We start from the raw sequence: 15,804 nt of genomic DNA on the forward strand, positions 1-15,804 counted from the left end.
CGAATCCCGGTCACTTTCGCACCGCCAGCCGTGACGGCGAAGGCCGCGCCCGACGCGTCGGGCGCGGCCTTCTCGGCGTCCGACACGGGGCAGCTCGCATCGTCGCCATTCTTCGCGCCCCGGGCCCCCTGGACCACAATGGTGCGGTGAGTGAGACGAGACCCGCGCCCGAGACCGACGCCCCGCCTCTGGCGATGCAGATCGCGCTGCGCGTCGAGAAGACCGCGCCACCGGACGAACTCGACGCCTGCGCCGCGGCCGCGCAGGCCTGCGTCGGATTGCTCGTCGAGGCCGAGCGCCGCGCGCACCCCGTCGTGTCCTCTGATGCCGCCCCCGACACTGCGATGCTCGACGCCATCGACGCCTGGCGCGGCATCGCCATCCGCAAGATCGTGAGGCGTTGCAGCGGCAAGCGCTGGAGTGACGCGCAAGCCCTCGACGGGGTGACGGCTCGTCACGGCAGCGCCGAGGCTCGTGCGTTCACGCCGGCGCCGACGTCACCGCTGCCGCCCGGGCTGAAGAAGATGCAGGTCGAGGGCACGCAGCTCCCGTCGCACCCCAACGATGGAACGAGCGACGCGCGCGACCCGCAGGACGTGGATGCGATGGTCACCGTCCGCCTCAGCCCCCTCGTCACGATGACGAGCGGAAAGAGCGCCGCGCAGTGCGCGCACGCGGCGCAGCGAGCGTGGGAATCGATGAGCGCCGACGAGCGCGCACGGTGGGCGGCCGACGACCACCGCGTCCGCATCGTGCGCGATACAGAGGCGCACTGGGCCGCGACGCCGGGCCGCGTCAGCATCATCGACGCCGGATTCACCGAACTCGACGGACAGCACGAGACGACCCGCGCGGACTGGTGACGCACCCGCGCACGTCACGATTCGTCGCCGAGCATCACGTGAACCGCGGTTTCCCGCGCAGGGAGCACAAGATTGCGGCCCGACGACCGGCAGAATGAATGCACCCGACCGTCAGGAGTTCTCGTGACCGCCACGCCCCGCCTCGTCGCCGACCTCGACGTGCTCGAACGCAACATCGACGCCATGGCGAGCCTGGGTCGTGACGCCGGTGTCGCGCTGCGGCCGCACGTCAAGACGCACAAGATGCCGGAGATCGCCACGATGCAGCGTGACGCGGCGGCGCACGGCATCACCGTCGCGACGATCGGTGAGGCCGAGGTCTTCGTCGACGCGGGCTTCGACGACGTGTTCATCGCCTACCCCTTGTGGGTCGACGACGAGGCTGGGCGGCGCCTGCGGGCCCTCGCGGAACGCGCGCGCATCGGCGTCGGCTGCGACTCGATGACGGCCGCGCGCCAGCTGCGCAAGCCGCTCGGCTCTGCGGTGGTCGAGGTGCTCGTCGAGCTCGACTCGGGTCAGCACCGCACCGGCATCCCGGCGCGTGACGCAGGCGAGCTCGCCGCGGGCATCGCGAGCCTCGGCTTCGACGTGCGCGGCGTCTTCACCTTTCCCGGCCACTCGTACTCGCCGGAAGGCCGAGCCCAGTCCGCTGACGACGAACGCGCTGCGCTCGCCGGCGCGTCACGAGCCCTGCGCGCCAAGGGAATCGAACCGCACGTTCGTAGCGGCGGGTCGAGCCCGAGCATGGCGTTCGCTGCACGCAACGGCGCTGGCGAAGGCGCGCGCGCGGGCATGCCGGGGGCTGCGTCGTCGTCGGGGAGCGCCCTCACGAGCCTGCCTGGCGCCACCTCCGCCGTCAACGACGGCGCGGGCCCGTCGACGGATGTCGCCCCCACGGAGATGCGGCCCGGCGCGTACGTCTTCAACGATGCGTAGCAGTGGGAACTCGGAGCCTGCGCGGCCGGGGACATCGCGCTCACCGCACACGCGCGGGTCGTCTCGCACTCGGGTGGGCGTCTCGTGCTCGATGCCGGGTCGAAGACGCTCGCTGCCGACAAGGCGCCCTGGGCGAGCGGCCACGGTCGACTGCTCGACCATCCCGACGCGCGCATCGTGCAGATGTCCGAGCATCACGCCGTCGTCGACATGGCCGGGGCCTCCCTGCCCGCACTCGGCTCGACGGTGCGCGTCGTGCCGAATCACTGCTGCAACGCGATCAACCTGGCCAACGCGGTCGACGTCGTACGCAACGGCACGCTCGTGGACACCTGGGCCGTCGCAGCGCGGGGGCATGAACAGCTGACGCCTTTCGCGTGCTCGAGTGTGTGGGGCGTGATCGATCCAGCGCTCGCACCGAGGCGCCGCGCAGGTGAGTCAGTTGGTGCCGGCCGAGTCAGTCCTGCGTGACTCGGCCAGCATCAACTGACCCGGCTGCGCGAGGCGGGCGAGCGTCAGCGCACCAATCGGCGCAGGGCGTCGCTGACCTCGGCGAGCTTGGTGGCCTGTTCGTCGCCCCCGGCTCGAGCAGCCTCGACGACGCAGTGGGCCATGTGGTCGTCGAGCAGCCCGAGCGCCACGGCCTTCAACCCCGACTGGATGGCCGCGATCTGGGTGAGGACGTCGATGCAGTACCGGTCGTCCGCGACCATCTTCTCGACGCCGCGCACCTGCCCCTCGATGCGCTTGAGCCGCTTGGACAGAGCATCCTTCGACCCGGCGTTCTCGTACCCCGGTTTCGACGGTTCACAGCACGACGACCCCGCGGCGTGATCGCCGCCATCGGACACCCCGTTGCCCGGCTCCACAGCGTCAACCATGGCGTCTTCAGCCCCCGTCAGAGCGTCGACGACGGGTTCCTGCCGCATCGCCTCCACGGCCGGCTCCTTCGACTTCGTCTCGCTCACGCGCGCCCACCCTCCTCGTTCGATCGATGACTCGGCCGTTGCTCCGCCGTCCCGGCGAATCCGCGCAACCGCAAGCTGTTGAGCACGACGAACACCGAGCTGAACGCCATCGCGGCGCCCGCGATCATGGGGTTGAGCAGCCCCGCGGCGGCCAACGGAATCGCTGCGACGTTGTACGCGAACGCCCAGAACAGGTTGCTCTTGATCGTGCGCAGCGTCCTGCGGCCCAGGCGGATCGCGTCGCCGACGAGACGCAGATCGCCGCGCACAACGGTGACGTCGGCCGCTTCGATCGCAACGTCCGTGCCCGTTCCCATGGCGATGCCGAGGTCGGCCTGCGCGAGCGCGGGAGCGTCGTTGACGCCGTCGCCGACCATCGCGACGACGCGCCCCTCACCCTGCAGACGCGTGATGACGTCGACCTTGCCCGCCGGCAGCACACCGGCGATGACGTCGTCGATGCGGACCGCGTCGGCGACGCTCCGCGCGGCGCGCTCGTTGTCGCCCGTCAGCAGGACGGTGTGCAGGCCGAGGCGCGACAGTCCGCGCAGGGCATCCGCGCTCGTCGGTTTCACGGTGTCGGTGACGGCGATGACGCCACGCGCCGCGCCGCCCCATCCGACGGCGACGACCGTCCCTCCACCCGATTCGAGATCGTCGAAGGCTCCACGCAGGTGGCCGTCGAGAGCCATGCCCCGGGCCGCGAGAGCATCCGGGCGGCCGACGATGACGTCGACCATGGCGGCTGCCTCCGCGTTCGGGCCGGGCACGCGCATTCGCCCCGTCACGCCCTCGCCGGGCATGTTGATGAAACCGTCGGCGGTCGGCAGATCGCCGACGCGGTCGCGGCCCGCGTCGGTGATGGCGCGAGCGATCGGGTGCTCCGAGCCGCTCTCGAGGGCTGCCGCAACAGCGAGCACGTCGTCCTCGGATTCACCACCGGCACAGACGATCTCACCGACCGACATCTCGCCGGAGGTGAGCGTTCCGGTCTTGTCGAGCACGACCGTGTCGATGCGATGCGTCGCCTCGAGCACCTCGGGGCCCTTGAAGAGCACCCCGAACTGCGCGCCGCGCCCGGTACCCACCATGAGCGCCGTCGGCGTCGCAAGACCCAGCGCGCAGGGGCACGCGATGATGAGCACCGCGACGGCTGCGGTGAACGCCGCTTCGACGTCCCCCGTCACGACGAGCCAGCCGAGGAGCGTCAGCACCGACAGCGCAATGACGACCGGCACGAAGATGCCGGAGACGCGATCGGCGAGCCGCTGCACGTCCGCTTTGCCGTTCTGCGCGTCCTCGACGAGCTTCGCCATCTGCGCGAGCTGCGTCTGCCCGCCGACGCGGGTGGCGCGCACCACGATCCGTCCGCTCGTGTTGAGCGTCGCCCCGATGACGGCGTCACCGGGGCCGACGTCGACGGGCACCGATTCGCCCGTCACCATCGAGGCGTCGACGGCGCTGTCACCGCTGACGACCTCGCCGTCGGTCGCGATCTTCTCGCCGGGTCGTACGACGATGCGGTCGCCGACGACGAGTTCGCCTGCGTTCACACGCTGCTCGCGCTCGACGCCGTCAGGGCCGGAGCGCAGGACGGTCGCCTCCTTGGCCCCCAGGTCGAGCAGGGCGCGCAGCGCGGCGCCGCTCGCGCGTTTCGAACGCGCCTCGACGAAGCGTCCGAGCAGCACGAACGTCGTGACGCCGGCGGCCGCCTCCAGGTAGATGTTCGACGCACCGTGCCCTCGCGTCGCGCCGAAGTCGAAGCCGTGCTTCATGCCCGGCATGCCGGCGTCGCCGAAGAACAGCGCGTACAGCGACCACGCGAACGCCGCGATCGTGCCGACGCTGACGAGGGTGTCCATCGTCGTCGCGCCGTGCTTGAGGTTCGTCCACGCGGCGCGATGGAACGGCCACGCACCCCAGACCACGACGGGCGCCGCGAGCGTCAGCGACAGCCACTGCCAGTTCGTGAACTGCAGCGGCGGAATCATCGCCATGAGCACGACGGGCACCGTCAGCACAGCGCTGACGACGAGGCGCTGCCGCAGCTCGCGCACGTGCGCGTCGGCCGGTGATTCGCCCGCTTTGCCGGCGCGAGCGCCGCTGTCCGCCCCGTCAGCGTCGGCCGATGACGGCGGGGAAACCGGTTCCGGCGTGATGACGCTCGCGCCGTAGCCGGTCTTCTCGACCGTTGCGACGAGGTCGTCGGGCGTCACGTCGTCGGCGAAGGCCACGCGTGCCTTCTCCGTCGCGTAGTTGACGCTGGCCTCGACGCCGTCGAGCTTGTTGAGCTTGCGTTCGATGCGGTTCGCGCACGAGGCGCACGTCATGCCCCTCAGCGCCAGTTCGACACTCTGCGTCGGCGTTGCCGGAGCCTCGGGGGCTACTGGCGCCGCTGGGGTGGGGGTCCGGGTCTGCGTGGTCGTCTCGATCATCCTCAGGCGAGCTGGTATCCGGCTTCGGTGACGGCGGCGTCGACCTGCTCGCGGCTCACGGGCTGCTCGGAGGTAAACGTCACGACGCCGCTCTCGTGGTTGGCGACGACGTCGCTGACGCCGGGGATCTCCTCGAGTTCCTCGCGCACGCTCATCTCGCAGTGGCCACAGGTCATGCCGATGACGGTGTACGTGCTGGTGTTCTGCTCAGCCATGACTGCTCCTTCGTCGTGTTCTACTGACACACAACACCATACCCCCAGGGGGTATTCCCCTCCGGTCGACCGTCGCCCGGCCCCACCGTCGCGCGCGTCAGTTCGATGCCAGGTGCGCGCCGAAGCGCTGCATCCCGCGGATCCACCGGTCGTAGTCGGCGCCCTTGGCGCGGTACATGTCGAGCACGTTCGCGTGGGGCAGCACGAGGAACGTCTCGTTCTCGATCGCGCGCATGACGTCGTCCGCCACCTGCGCAGGCGTGAGCACCGGGCCCGATTCGGTGACGGCGCGCTGCGCGACGCGCGAGGCGCCGCCGGTCTCGGTCAGCAGGTTCGTGTCGACGCCCATCGGGCACAGGCAGCTGACGCCGACGCCCTTGTCGCCGTACGACACGGCGAGCCATTCGGCGAAGGCGAGCGCCGCGTGCTTCGTCGTCGCGTACGTCGACGAGCCGATCTGCGTGAGCAGGCCGGCAGCCGACGCCGTCGAGACGAAGTAGCCGCGGCCGCGCTCCACCCATCCCGGCACGAGCTGCTGCGCGGCGCGCACGTGCGCCATGAGGTTGACGTCGATCGCGGTGACCCAGCTCGCCTCGTCGGCCAGATCTGCGCCCACGCCCACGCCCGCGTTCGCGACGTAGACGTCGACCGGCACACCGAACTCGCGTTCGGCGAGGACGATGACCTCGGCGATGTCGGCGGCGCTCGAGGCGTCACCGGCGGCAGCGACCACGTCGCCGTGGGCGGTGGCGAGCCGTTCGCGCGTGGCACTGAGACGTTCGCCGTCGAGGTCGGTGAGGGCGACCTTCGCGCCGCGTTCGAGCAGCGCCTCCGCAAGCGCCGCGCCGATGCCGCCTGCCGCCCCGGTCACCACGCACACCGCGCCGTGAACATCCATGTCTGCCACCTCGTTCATCGTCGTGAAGCATTGTTGAGCAATGCTCAATAGTTACCTCGATCACATCACAGACTGCGTCGGCCGCGCCAGGGGTTCATCGCCACCAGCTCTTCCGACCGGCGCCCGGCTGAGCGATCCGTGCGCATCTCAGCGCCGCCCGGCCACTGCCGGGCCGGGCGAACCACGCCCGGCCCTCGAACGACGTGCGACGACCTGCTCGGCTCCCCCGGCCCGAGACGATACGTTCGAGCCATGCCATGGAACCCACCAGAGATTCCCGCCTCCGCCGGCGCACTGCTCTTCGATCGTTCGGGGCGCCTGCTCATCCTCGAGCCGACATACAAGAGCGGCTGGACGATCCCCGGCGGCGCGATGGAGGCCGACGGCGAGAGTCCATGGGACGGATGCCGGCGCGAGGTGCTCGAAGAGACGGGGCTGGTCGTGACGAGCGGACACCTCGTCATCGTCGACACCCGCCCGGGCAAGCTCGAGCGCAAGCTGGGGCTGCGCTTCCTCTTCGACTGCGGCACCCTCGACGACAAGCAGATTGCCTCGATCCGCCTGCAGGCCGACGAGATCGCCTCCCACCGCTTCGCCGAACGCGACGAGGCACTGGCCCTGCTGTCGAAGCCCGTCGGACGGCGCGTCGCGCACGGCTGGGGCGCCCCTCACTGCCTCTACCTCGAGAACGGTCGGCCGGTCGACGGGGTGAACTGACGCCCCGGGGCTCACCCATCTGCGGTTGCCTCGGCCTGTTGACGCACCCCGCATCAGCCCGCAGGTCAGGCATCCACGCCCGCGGGAATGCGGATCGCAGCGCGACATCATAGGCTGGGCATCGAACGGAACGGCGCGCTCAGCGTCGTTGATTCTTCAACGAAGGTGGTATTCGCATGTTCAACCCCGGCAAGGCTCTCGGCCGCGCGATGGTCGGTTCGCTGTTCGTCTACGGCGGCCAGAACGCCATCAAGAACCGCGCTCACCTCGTGCCGATGATCGACGCCGCGCAGGAGCGCTACGGCCTCAAGGGTCAGCTCCCGCTCACGTCCGAGCAGCTCATCCAGGCCAACGGCGCCGGCATGATCGCCCTCGGCGCGGCGATGGGCCTCGGCATCAAGTCGCGTCTCGCCGCCATCGGCCTGCTGCCGTTGCTGGCCGCCACGACGGTCTCCGCCCACAACTTCTGGGACATCAAGGACGACCCGCAGGCCCGCAACCAGCAGATGACCGCCTTCTTCGGCAACCTCGCCGCCGCCGGTGGCCTCGTCACCGTCATCATGACGAAGAACTGACGCACCCGGCCGTCGAGGTCTGAGACGTATGCGATCGACGGCTGAGGAGTCGCCGTCCGAGAATTCGATGGCGGCCTTGCGCCGCGTCACGCGTGAGAGCCGGAACCCGGCCTGACAGGGTTCCGGCTCTCACGCGTTTTGTCCCGCAGCGGCCAGCGGCGCCAGCGGCGCCTCGGCTCTCAACGCGTGTCACCGCGACGCACGTAGCGCCGGGCATCCGACGTGATCGGGCTCGGCTCTCGCCGAATTGGTGGGCGGAGAACAGATCGGAAACCTCCCCGATCGCTTCCGATGGCCTGGCGAGCTTCTGCGACATCGACGAAACGCGTGCGCACCTCACGAGTCGACCTGGCACGTTCAGACCCTAGGCGCGAAGTGACGATAAGACGTCGACCAGCCCTATGTGCACGCGCACTCGATGAGCGACGGCTCGTGCCAGTGGGGTGTACCCACCCCACGAAAGTAGGCACCCTCTCAGGTGTGCACTTTCGAAGATGCGGAATCTAGGGACGGTCCTCTTGGTGGTTTCCCTCGTTGAGGTGGCCGGTCTTGCCGGATGGTCAGGCGATGCGTGCGCCGCCGTCGACGTGGATGGTCTCGCCGGTTACGAACGACCCTTCGAGCAGCCACAGGACGGCACGTGCGATGTCGTCGTTCCGCCCCACTCGGCCGACCAGGGTCGCGCGCCCGGAGTCCTCGAGAAATTCGTGCTTCGCGTTGTCTCCCATCGCATCCCAGCTGCCGGAATCGATGATGCCGGGCGAGATCGCGTTGACCCTGATGGGAGCGAGCTCCTTTGCGAGATGCGTGACGGCGTAGGTGACCGCCCCGTTCGTGATGCCCATGACGGCGTATCCGGGCGACGGGTTCCACGCGGCGACGCCGGAGAACAGCAGAAGGCTGCCGTCGGGGCGAACTGTCTTGGCTGCATGCTTCGCCAGCAACATCGGACCGATCACCTTCGCCTCGAAGGCGGAGACGACATGATCGTGGTCGAGCTGCGAGACCGGCACGTTGTGATGCGCAGACGCGGTGGTGACGATGTGATCGAGTGGTCCGACCTCGTCCAGAGCGCGCACGATGCTGTCTTCGTCGGTGATGTCGATGCTGACAGCTCGCGCTCCGGGGATCCGCTCAGCGGCCTCGCGCGCTTTCACCAGGTCGCGAGCACCGATGACAGGTGTTGCCCCTGCTTCGTGGATGGCGTTCGCGATGGCGAACCCGATATCGCGCGCGCCGCCGATGATGAGGATGTTCTGGCTGGCCAGGGGCAGGGTGGCACTCATGGGGTTCTCCCTTGCGTTGCGATAATGAGATGCGTTGTGCGGGGATCAGATGTGGCGACGCTCGCGCGCGTCCAGTCGCAGGGTGACAAAGGCAAGGGCCAACCCCGCTGCGGTCATCATAGCGCCGACGATGTTGGCCGAGGCGTACCCGAAACCGGCCCCGATGGCGGCGCCAGCGAGCCACGCAGACGGTCCGTTCGAGCCGACTGCTTCCATCGCACGAGGTGCCTGAACGCTTCCAGGGCCGGTCTGCCTCGACTTTGCGCAAGCGGGTGGCTCCGGGCCCGACTGTGCAATGTCCGAGGCGTGTCGTGTGCAAAGTACGGCGCATCTCGACATCGGTCAGCCGCATTCCTGGGCTATTGCAAAGGCCTGGTTTGAGCCAGTTGCCCAGGTTTGCCGGTGAACGTGTGAGTGGGGCCCCGCCAAATGCGGCGGGGCCCCACTCACACGTCAGGGGTGCAAGACGATCAGTGCTTGATCATCCCGTGCGGGTCGATGATGTACTTCTCGTCCGAACCCTCGTTGAACTTCACGTATGCGTCAGGGGCCTCGTCGAGGCTGATGACCTTGGTGTTGAGCATGTCGCTCAGGTAGGGCATGCGGTCCCACAGGATGGCCATCATGAGTTCACGGTTGTAGTGCATGATCGGCGCCTGGCCCGCAGAGATGCGGGGCGACTTGATCCACACCTTGCCGAAGTCGAGCGGGAAGGTGCCTTCCTTGCCTTCCTGCGTCGGCGCGAGCGGGTCCGGCCCGTAGACACCGATGACGCCCGTGGCGCCGCCGGCTCGGGTTGCGTCCATGACCTGGTTGATCGCGGCCTGCGGCATGAGCTTGTCCGCGTCGGAGCCGATGCCGTGAGCTTCGGCTCCGACGTAGTCGACGGCGCTGTCGACCATCGGCTCACCGAGGATGGCCTCGATCTGGTCGGTCAGGGGCACGTCCTTGGACAGGTCGATGGTCTCGCAGCCGCTGCGCTTGACGAGGTCGAGTCGCTTCTGGTCGTAGTCGCCGACGATGATGCACGACGCACCGAGCAGGCGGGCCGCAGCAGCGCCGCAGCGTCCGACGGGGCCAGCGCCGGCGATATACACGGTGGAGCCCGGCTTGGCGCCGGCTTCCATGAGACCGTGGAATGCGGTGGGGAGGATGTCCGACAGCAGCGCCAGGTCGCGGATCTTCTCCATGGCCTGGTCCTTGTCGGGGAAGCGCAGGAGCTGGAAGTCGGCGTAGGGTACGAACATGTACTCGGCCTGGCCGCCGTCCCAGTTACCCAGGTTGAAGCCGTAGGCGGCGCAGGAGGCGTCGGGGTTCGTCGTCTCGCACACCTCGGTGTGGCGGGCGCGGCAGTTGCGGCAGCGGCCGCAGGCGACGTTGAAGGGGACGGAGACGAGGTCGCCCTCGGACAGGAACTCGACGTCAGGGCCGACCTCGACGACCTGCCCAGTCATCTCGTGACCCATGAGCATGCCCTCGGGCACCGGGAACGAACCGCGGTAGATGTGCAGGTCGGACCCGCAGATGTTCGTTGCGACGATCTTGAGGATGACGCCGTGCGGGGCCTTCTGGCCGTTCGGCATCTCGAGCTTGGGGTAATCGACGGTGTCGACTCGCATGTCTTCGGTACCGTGGAACACCACGGCGCGGTTACCAGTTGCCATGTCTTTCACTCCTTCGACCGCCCCAGCTCGAAGCGGCCCGTCGAGGGGCCCGTGGATTACGGGTCTGCCTGTAGCTAACCAGAGTGCGGTTGTTTGTTCCAGCCCGATGCAACCGCGTCGGGGCATCCATATCGCGAGTTGAATCGCCCCGGGTTCGGTAGAGACTGTCAGTCGGCGCCAGGATCGACAGCATGGCAGCACCAGGGACTGCCGAAGAGTCGATTGCACCCCAACTCGACCAGCGCCATCACACGCTGCTCAACCGCTGTCGCCGGGCGCTGCTCGTCGCGCACCTGCCGACTGGTGGTCATGGGGGCGAGGTTCGCCGCGAAGCGCGCCTTCGGCCCAGACGGAGCCAGATCGCCCTGGCTCGCGGGCCGGAACGTTACGGCCTGTTCGCCAGCAACGTCCTCAACTGCGCCGCTGCCTCGTTCGCCGCCTGCTCGCTCATCTGCGACGGGTCCAACCCGATCAGCGGGCGAACCTGCAGCATCCAGTCCAGCCTCGCCTGCTGATTTGGGTCGTAGCTGACCTGCGGCAGGCCCTCCTCCTCGGCGATGTCCTCTGCCTCGTCGCGGCCTCGTCCACCATCGTCTTCTCCCACACGCTCGGAATCGGCACAAACGCCACCTGGCTCCAATCCGGGACCGGACTCGCGGGCGGAATCCGCAGTCTCGCCTGCCTCCGGCTCGGCCATGCCGAAAGGCCGAGGACGAGTCATGACGCTCGCCGCGAGGGTGGTCGTGGCGCAAGGGCCGTCATCGATCGTCAGTTGACGCGGGTGGGCAGCTCCTGGCCCGCACGGTGGGCGTCGATGTTCGCAAGGACGACGTCGGCCATCGCGCGGCGCGTCTCGTGCGTCGCGCTCGCGACGTGCGGGGTGATGACGACCGTGTCGAGGTCGCATAGCTCCTGCGGGATGCCTGGCTCGTCGGTGAACACGTCGAGCGCGGCGCCCGCGATCGCGTCATGCTGCAACGCCTCGATGAGCGCCTCCTGGTCGACGACGCTGCCCCGCGCAATATTGACGAGGTAGCCGTTTTCACCGAGGGCAGCGAGCACGTCGGCGTCGACGAGCGCCTTCGTCTGCGCGCCGCCAGGAGTCGCGACGACGAGGACGTCGGCCCATTCGGCCAGCGCCGCGGGGCTCTCCTCGTAGTCGTAGGCGACGTCCTTGCGCGAACGATTGTGGTACCTGATCTCGCAGCGGAACCCTTCGAATCGCGTCGCGATGGCCTGCCCGATGCGGCCGAGACCGAAGATGCCGACCTTCGCTCCGGTGACGCGCCGCTGCAGCGGGTACGGGCCGTCACTCTTCCAACGACCCTGTCGCGCATACCGATCCGAGGCGGAGATGGCGCGCATGACGTCGATCGTCAGGCCGATGGCGAGGTCGGCGACACAGTCGTCGAGGACGTCGGGGGTGTTCGTCACCGGGATGCCACGCGCGGTGGCCGCGTCGACGTCGGTGGCGTCGTACCCGACGCCGAAGTTGGCGATGAGTTCGAGGTTCGGCAACGCGTCGATGAGGCGCGCATCCGCTCCGACGCCCGCACTGCTGACAACGACGCGGATGTCAGCGGCGTGATCGTCGAGCATCGCGCGTCGGTCAGCGCCACCGCGTGGCCAGGTCAAGGCGCCGTCATCGACGAGCTGCTCGACGAGCGGCGGGTACAGCCCGCCGGCGCCCAGGATCAGTGTGTCGCTCATGCCCTCATCGTGGCATCCCGGTCACGCTCGAGCCGATGCGCCCCGCGACGCGCGCGGCACCACGGAGCGGGGCACCCAAGTCCTACGTGTCGGCCGCCAGCGTCTGGGAGACGACGATCAAGGTGCTCTCCGGCAAGCTGTCCGGGCCTGACGACATCACGACCCTCTGCGGGCGGCCGGGCTCTTCGAGTTGCCCGTTCTTCCTTGGCATGCCGATGAGGCGGCGCGCGTCAGCAGCGAACTGCCCCACCGCGACCCGTTCGACGCGATGCTCGTCACCCAGGCAGCCCTCGAAGACCTGACCCTGGTGACAGCCGACCGCCATCTTCTCGGCACCTCGCTCTGCCGCACCCTCGACGCCTCGCGCCGAAGACGACCAAGCGAGCTCCTGGCCGAGCCTGCGAGGTCAGCCCCCACCCCCACGCTGACGACGATCAAGCGAGCCCGCTGGGCGAGCGCTGAGGAGTCAGCGTCAAAGATCATCGAACTCCGGGTGACCGGGCAGCGCGCTCGCGCTGCCCGGTCACCCCGAGTTGCGCAGCGCTGTCGCCAGTCCGTTCATCGTGAGCAGGATGCCGCGTTTGAGTTGGGGGTCATCGTCGCCGGCGCGGTAGCGGCGCAGGAGTTCGACCTGCAGGTGGTTGAGGGGCTCGAGGTAGGGGAAGCGGTTGAAGACGGAACGTTTGAGAGCGGCGTTGTCCCACAGCAGGTCGTCGTGGCCGGTGATCTTCTCGTACATGGCGAGGGTGCGGGCGTGTTCGTCGCGGATCTTGTCGAACACGCGCGCTCGCAGGTCGGCGTCTTCGACGAGTTCGGCGTATTCGGCGGCGAGTCCGAGGTCGGATTTCGCCATGACCTGCGCCATGTTGGAGATGACGGAGCGGAAGAACGGCCAGCGTTCGACGTAGCCGCGCAGTTGCGCGAGGCGCGCGTCGTCGTCACCGATCCAGCGTTCGAGGGCGGTGCCCGTGCCATACCAGCCGGGCAGCATGACGCGGCACAGCGACCACGACATCACCCACGGGATGGCGCGCAGGTCGGCGATCGACGACGTCGGTTTGCGTGAGCTGGGGCGGGAGCCGATGTTGAGTTCGCCGATCTCGGCGACGGGCGTCGACGTCTTGAAGTAGTCGACGAATCCGTCGGTGCGGTGCACGAGGTCGCCGTACGCCTCGCGGGCGAGGGCGGCGATCTCGTCCATCGCGGCGTAGGCGTCGTCGACCTCGGACGGTTCGAGACCCTCGACGTCGAGCAGGGACGACTCGATCGTCGCGGAGACGAGTGCCTCGAGGTTGCGCGTGGCGAGCTTCGGTTCGGCGTACTTGGCGGCGATGATCTCGCCCTGTTCGGTGAGGCGCAGCGAGCCACGCACGGCGCCCGGCGGTTGCGCGAGGATCGCGTCGTAGCTCGGGCCACCACCACGTCCGACGGTGCCGCCGCGGCCGTGGAACAGCCGCAGTCGGATGCCGGCTTCTTCGGCCACCTCGACGAGGTCGAGTTCCGCGCGGTACAGCGCCCAGTTGGCGGCCATGTAGCCGCCGTCCTTGTTCGAGTCGCTGTAGCCGAGCATGACCTCCTGCAGCCCTCCGCCCTTGCGTGCAGGTGCACCCGGGTGCATCTGCACGCAGTGGGTGTCGGCGGGCGGCGCCTTCGAATCGACGAGGGCGCGGTAGGCGGGGACGGCGAGCGCCGCGCGCAGCGTCGTCGCGGAGACCTGCAGATCCTCGATCGTCTCGAACAGGGGCACGATGTTGACGCTGCAGCGCGGACCGTCTGGCGTCACCGTCAGCAGCCCGGCCTCCTTGAGCAGGACGGCCGTCTCGAGCATGTCGGACACGCTCGTGCACATCGAGATGACGTGGTTCGGCACGGCCTTCTCACCGAACGTCCTGACGGCGTGTGCGGCGGCCGCGGTGATCGCGAGTTCCTTCGTCGTCGTCTCGCTGAACGTCGCATTCGGCCCGGCGAGGGGACGGTTGTTCGCGAGCTCCGCGGTGAGCAGCTCGACGCGGGCGTCCTCGTCGAGCGCGGCGTAGTCGTCGCAGACGCCGGCCCAGGCGAACAGCTCCGCGATGGTCGCCTCGTGCGTCTCGGAGTTCTGGCGCAGGTCGAGGCCGTAGAGGTGAAAACCGAACGTGCGCACCGCTTCTCGCAGCGTGGCGAGTCGGTCGTCGGCGATCAGGTCGTCACTGGTGCTGCGCAGCGAGGCGTCGATGACGTCGAGGTCGGCGAGGAACTCCTCGGGCGTCGCATAGGCGACGTACGGGTCGTCAGCCTCACCGCCCTGCCCCGCGCCGACGGCGCCGGCTGGCCCAGCCGCGCCCGCCGCGCCCGCCGCGCCGGGATCGCCCGCATCAGCCCCCACGACGACCCCATGCGTCTCCATGAGTCGGTCGTGCACGTACGACAACGCCTGACGGTAGGGCTCGTCGTCGCGCGCGTCACCGGCGTCAGCCGCGTGCTGCGCGAGGGCCAGCAACTCGTCCGTGACGGGCGCCATGCGTCGGGAGAGCGACAGGCTCGTCTGCAGCTTGTCGAGCTCGTCGAGGTAGTGATCGAGCGCCGTCTCCGCGGCACGGCGTGTGGCGTAGGCGACGACGTCACCCGTGACGTTGGGGTTGCCGTCACGGTCGCCACCGATCCACGAACCAGCCTGCAGCACAGGATCATCCGCGATTCCAGCGCCCGGGAGCAGGGCCGCGAACGCGTCACGCAGCTCGGCGTTGAGCGTCGGCATCACCTCGAAGAACGCGGCGTCGTACCAGCGCAGGCCCGCGTCGATCTCGTCGGTGATCGTGATCTTGCTCAGCCGGATGAGGGCCGTCTGCCACAGCGTCAGCACCCACAGCTTGATCTGGCGCAGGTTCTCCGCATCCTCGCTCGGGTCGAGCTGCATGCGCGTGCGCTCCCGCATGAGGCGCTTGATGTGGCTCTGCGCCTCGAAGACGGTGCGGCGGCGCGTCTCCGTCGGGTGCGCCGTGATGACGGGAACGACGGTGGCGCCCGCCAGCCGCTCGGAGGCCGTGTCACCGTCGATATGGGCGCCGGCGAGCTTGCGGAAGGTCGCCGCGAGCGAGCCGTCCTGCGGATCCTCCCCCGCCGCGACGTGAGCGGCGCGGCGACGCTCACGGTGCAGATCCTCCGCGATGTTCGCGAGCAACGCGAAGTGGCTGAACGCTCGGATGACGTGGAGGGCGTCGCGCGTCGACAGCCCCGTCAGCGTGTCGCCGAACGACGCGCGGTCGACCTCCTGACGACGGACCCCGAACGCCCTGACCCGGGCGTCCTCGACGAGGCCGAAGACGCGTTCACCCTCGTGCTCGCGGATGACGTCACCGAGCAACCCGCCGAGCAGACGGATGTCGTCGCGCAGCGGCTCGGTGGCCGAGCGGTCCGCGTCAGTGGTCGTGAAGTGCAGAAGTTCTGACATGTTCGCCAGTATGCCGAGGCCGGCCCCCGCGTTTCAGCGGCGTCCAGGCCGTGTCACACGCCCGAAACACGCTTGCGCCACAGCGTGTTCGAGCTCGGGGGATGCGG

At 68.9% G+C, this 15,804-nt stretch carries 15 protein-coding genes; 5 read left to right on the plus strand and 10 right to left on the minus strand.

Annotated features, from left to right (window positions below):
• Positions 1–146: 146 nt before the first annotated feature.
• The 3 genes from DYE07_RS06245 to DYE07_RS15110 all read left to right on the plus strand — a co-directional run bounded on the left by DYE07_RS06245 (position 147) and on the right by DYE07_RS15110 (position 2,270).
• Positions 147–863 carry a peptidyl-tRNA hydrolase gene (locus DYE07_RS06245; RefSeq protein WP_237723895.1) on the plus strand — a complete coding sequence of 239 codons (717 nt, stop codon included), beginning with the start codon at positions 147–149 and terminating at the stop codon, positions 861–863.
• Positions 864–986: 123 nt separating this feature from the next.
• Positions 987–1,799 carry an alanine racemase gene (locus tag DYE07_RS15105; RefSeq protein WP_237723890.1) on the plus strand — a complete coding sequence of 271 codons (813 nt, stop codon included), beginning with the start codon at positions 987–989 and terminating at the stop codon, positions 1,797–1,799.
• A gap of 84 nt (positions 1,800–1,883) precedes the next feature.
• Positions 1,884–2,270 carry a type III PLP-dependent enzyme domain-containing protein gene (locus DYE07_RS15110; RefSeq protein WP_237723887.1) on the plus strand — a complete coding sequence of 129 codons (387 nt, stop codon included), beginning with the start codon at positions 1,884–1,886 and terminating at the stop codon, positions 2,268–2,270.
• A 44-nt stretch (positions 2,271–2,314) separates the two neighbouring features.
• On the opposite strand, the gene DYE07_RS15375 is transcribed toward DYE07_RS15110, so the two are convergent.
• The 4 genes from DYE07_RS15375 to DYE07_RS06270 all read right to left on the minus strand — a co-directional run bounded on the left by DYE07_RS15375 (position 2,315) and on the right by DYE07_RS06270 (position 6,315).
• Entirely contained in the window at positions 2,315–2,767 is a 453-nt protein-coding gene (locus DYE07_RS15375; protein ID WP_311200878.1) for a metal-sensitive transcriptional regulator, read from the minus strand.
• The gene (locus DYE07_RS06260) at positions 2,764–5,202 is read right to left on the minus strand and encodes a heavy metal translocating P-type ATPase (RefSeq protein WP_172462957.1); all 2,439 of its coding nucleotides are present in this window, start codon (positions 5,200–5,202) and stop codon (positions 2,764–2,766) included. Before DYE07_RS06260 ends, DYE07_RS15375 begins: the two co-directional genes overlap by 4 nt.
• A 2-nt stretch (positions 5,203–5,204) precedes the next feature.
• Positions 5,205–5,417 (minus strand): heavy-metal-associated domain-containing protein, encoded by a 213-nt coding sequence (locus DYE07_RS06265; protein ID WP_074045985.1) that lies wholly within the window; start codon positions 5,415–5,417, stop codon positions 5,205–5,207.
• Between the two features lie 97 nt (positions 5,418–5,514).
• Positions 5,515–6,315: an SDR family oxidoreductase gene (locus tag DYE07_RS06270; RefSeq protein ID WP_115297097.1), complete on the minus strand. Its 801-nt coding sequence runs from the start codon at positions 6,313–6,315 to the stop codon at positions 5,515–5,517.
• Positions 6,316–6,567: 252 nt separating this feature from the next.
• On the opposite strand from DYE07_RS06270, the gene DYE07_RS06275 reads away from it, so the two are divergent.
• Together DYE07_RS06275 and DYE07_RS06280 are read left to right on the plus strand one after the other, a co-directional pair.
• On the plus strand, positions 6,568–7,032 hold the full coding sequence (locus DYE07_RS06275; RefSeq protein WP_038566879.1) for an NUDIX domain-containing protein: 465 nt from the start codon (positions 6,568–6,570) through the stop codon (positions 7,030–7,032).
• A 176-nt stretch (positions 7,033–7,208) separates the two neighbouring features.
• Complete coding sequence (locus DYE07_RS06280) at positions 7,209–7,607, plus strand: DoxX family membrane protein (protein ID WP_006945735.1); 399 nt, start codon at positions 7,209–7,211, stop codon at positions 7,605–7,607.
• A gap of 560 nt (positions 7,608–8,167) precedes the next feature.
• Here DYE07_RS06280 and DYE07_RS06285 read toward each other — a convergent pair.
• The 6 genes from DYE07_RS06285 to ppc all read right to left on the minus strand — a co-directional run bounded on the left by DYE07_RS06285 (position 8,168) and on the right by ppc (position 15,697).
• Positions 8,168–8,893: an SDR family oxidoreductase gene (locus tag DYE07_RS06285; protein WP_115296571.1), complete on the minus strand. Its 726-nt coding sequence runs from the start codon at positions 8,891–8,893 to the stop codon at positions 8,168–8,170.
• Between the two features lie 470 nt (positions 8,894–9,363).
• Positions 9,364–10,557, minus strand: a complete 1,194-nt coding sequence (locus DYE07_RS06290; protein WP_062257463.1) for an alcohol dehydrogenase catalytic domain-containing protein — start codon at positions 10,555–10,557, stop codon at positions 9,364–9,366.
• A gap of 385 nt (positions 10,558–10,942) precedes the next feature.
• On the minus strand, positions 10,943–11,254 hold the full coding sequence (locus DYE07_RS06295; RefSeq protein WP_115296572.1) for a hypothetical protein: 312 nt from the start codon (positions 11,252–11,254) through the stop codon (positions 10,943–10,945).
• A 71-nt stretch (positions 11,255–11,325) separates the two neighbouring features.
• On the minus strand, positions 11,326–12,267 hold the full coding sequence (locus tag DYE07_RS06300; protein ID WP_115296573.1) for a 2-hydroxyacid dehydrogenase: 942 nt from the start codon (positions 12,265–12,267) through the stop codon (positions 11,326–11,328).
• Positions 12,268–12,349: 82 nt separating this feature from the next.
• The gene (locus DYE07_RS06305; RefSeq protein ID WP_006945682.1) at positions 12,350–12,592 is read right to left on the minus strand and encodes a hypothetical protein; all 243 of its coding nucleotides are present in this window, start codon (positions 12,590–12,592) and stop codon (positions 12,350–12,352) included.
• Between the two features lie 198 nt (positions 12,593–12,790).
• Positions 12,791–15,697: a phosphoenolpyruvate carboxylase gene (gene ppc, locus DYE07_RS06310; RefSeq protein WP_115296574.1), complete on the minus strand. Its 2,907-nt coding sequence runs from the start codon at positions 15,695–15,697 to the stop codon at positions 12,791–12,793.
• Positions 15,698–15,804: the final 107 nt, after the last annotated feature.

Origin of the sequence: Dermacoccus nishinomiyaensis, assembly GCF_900447535.1 — a bacterium.
GTDB classification, from domain to species: Bacteria; Actinomycetota; Actinomycetes; order Actinomycetales; family Dermatophilaceae; genus Dermacoccus; species Dermacoccus nishinomiyaensis.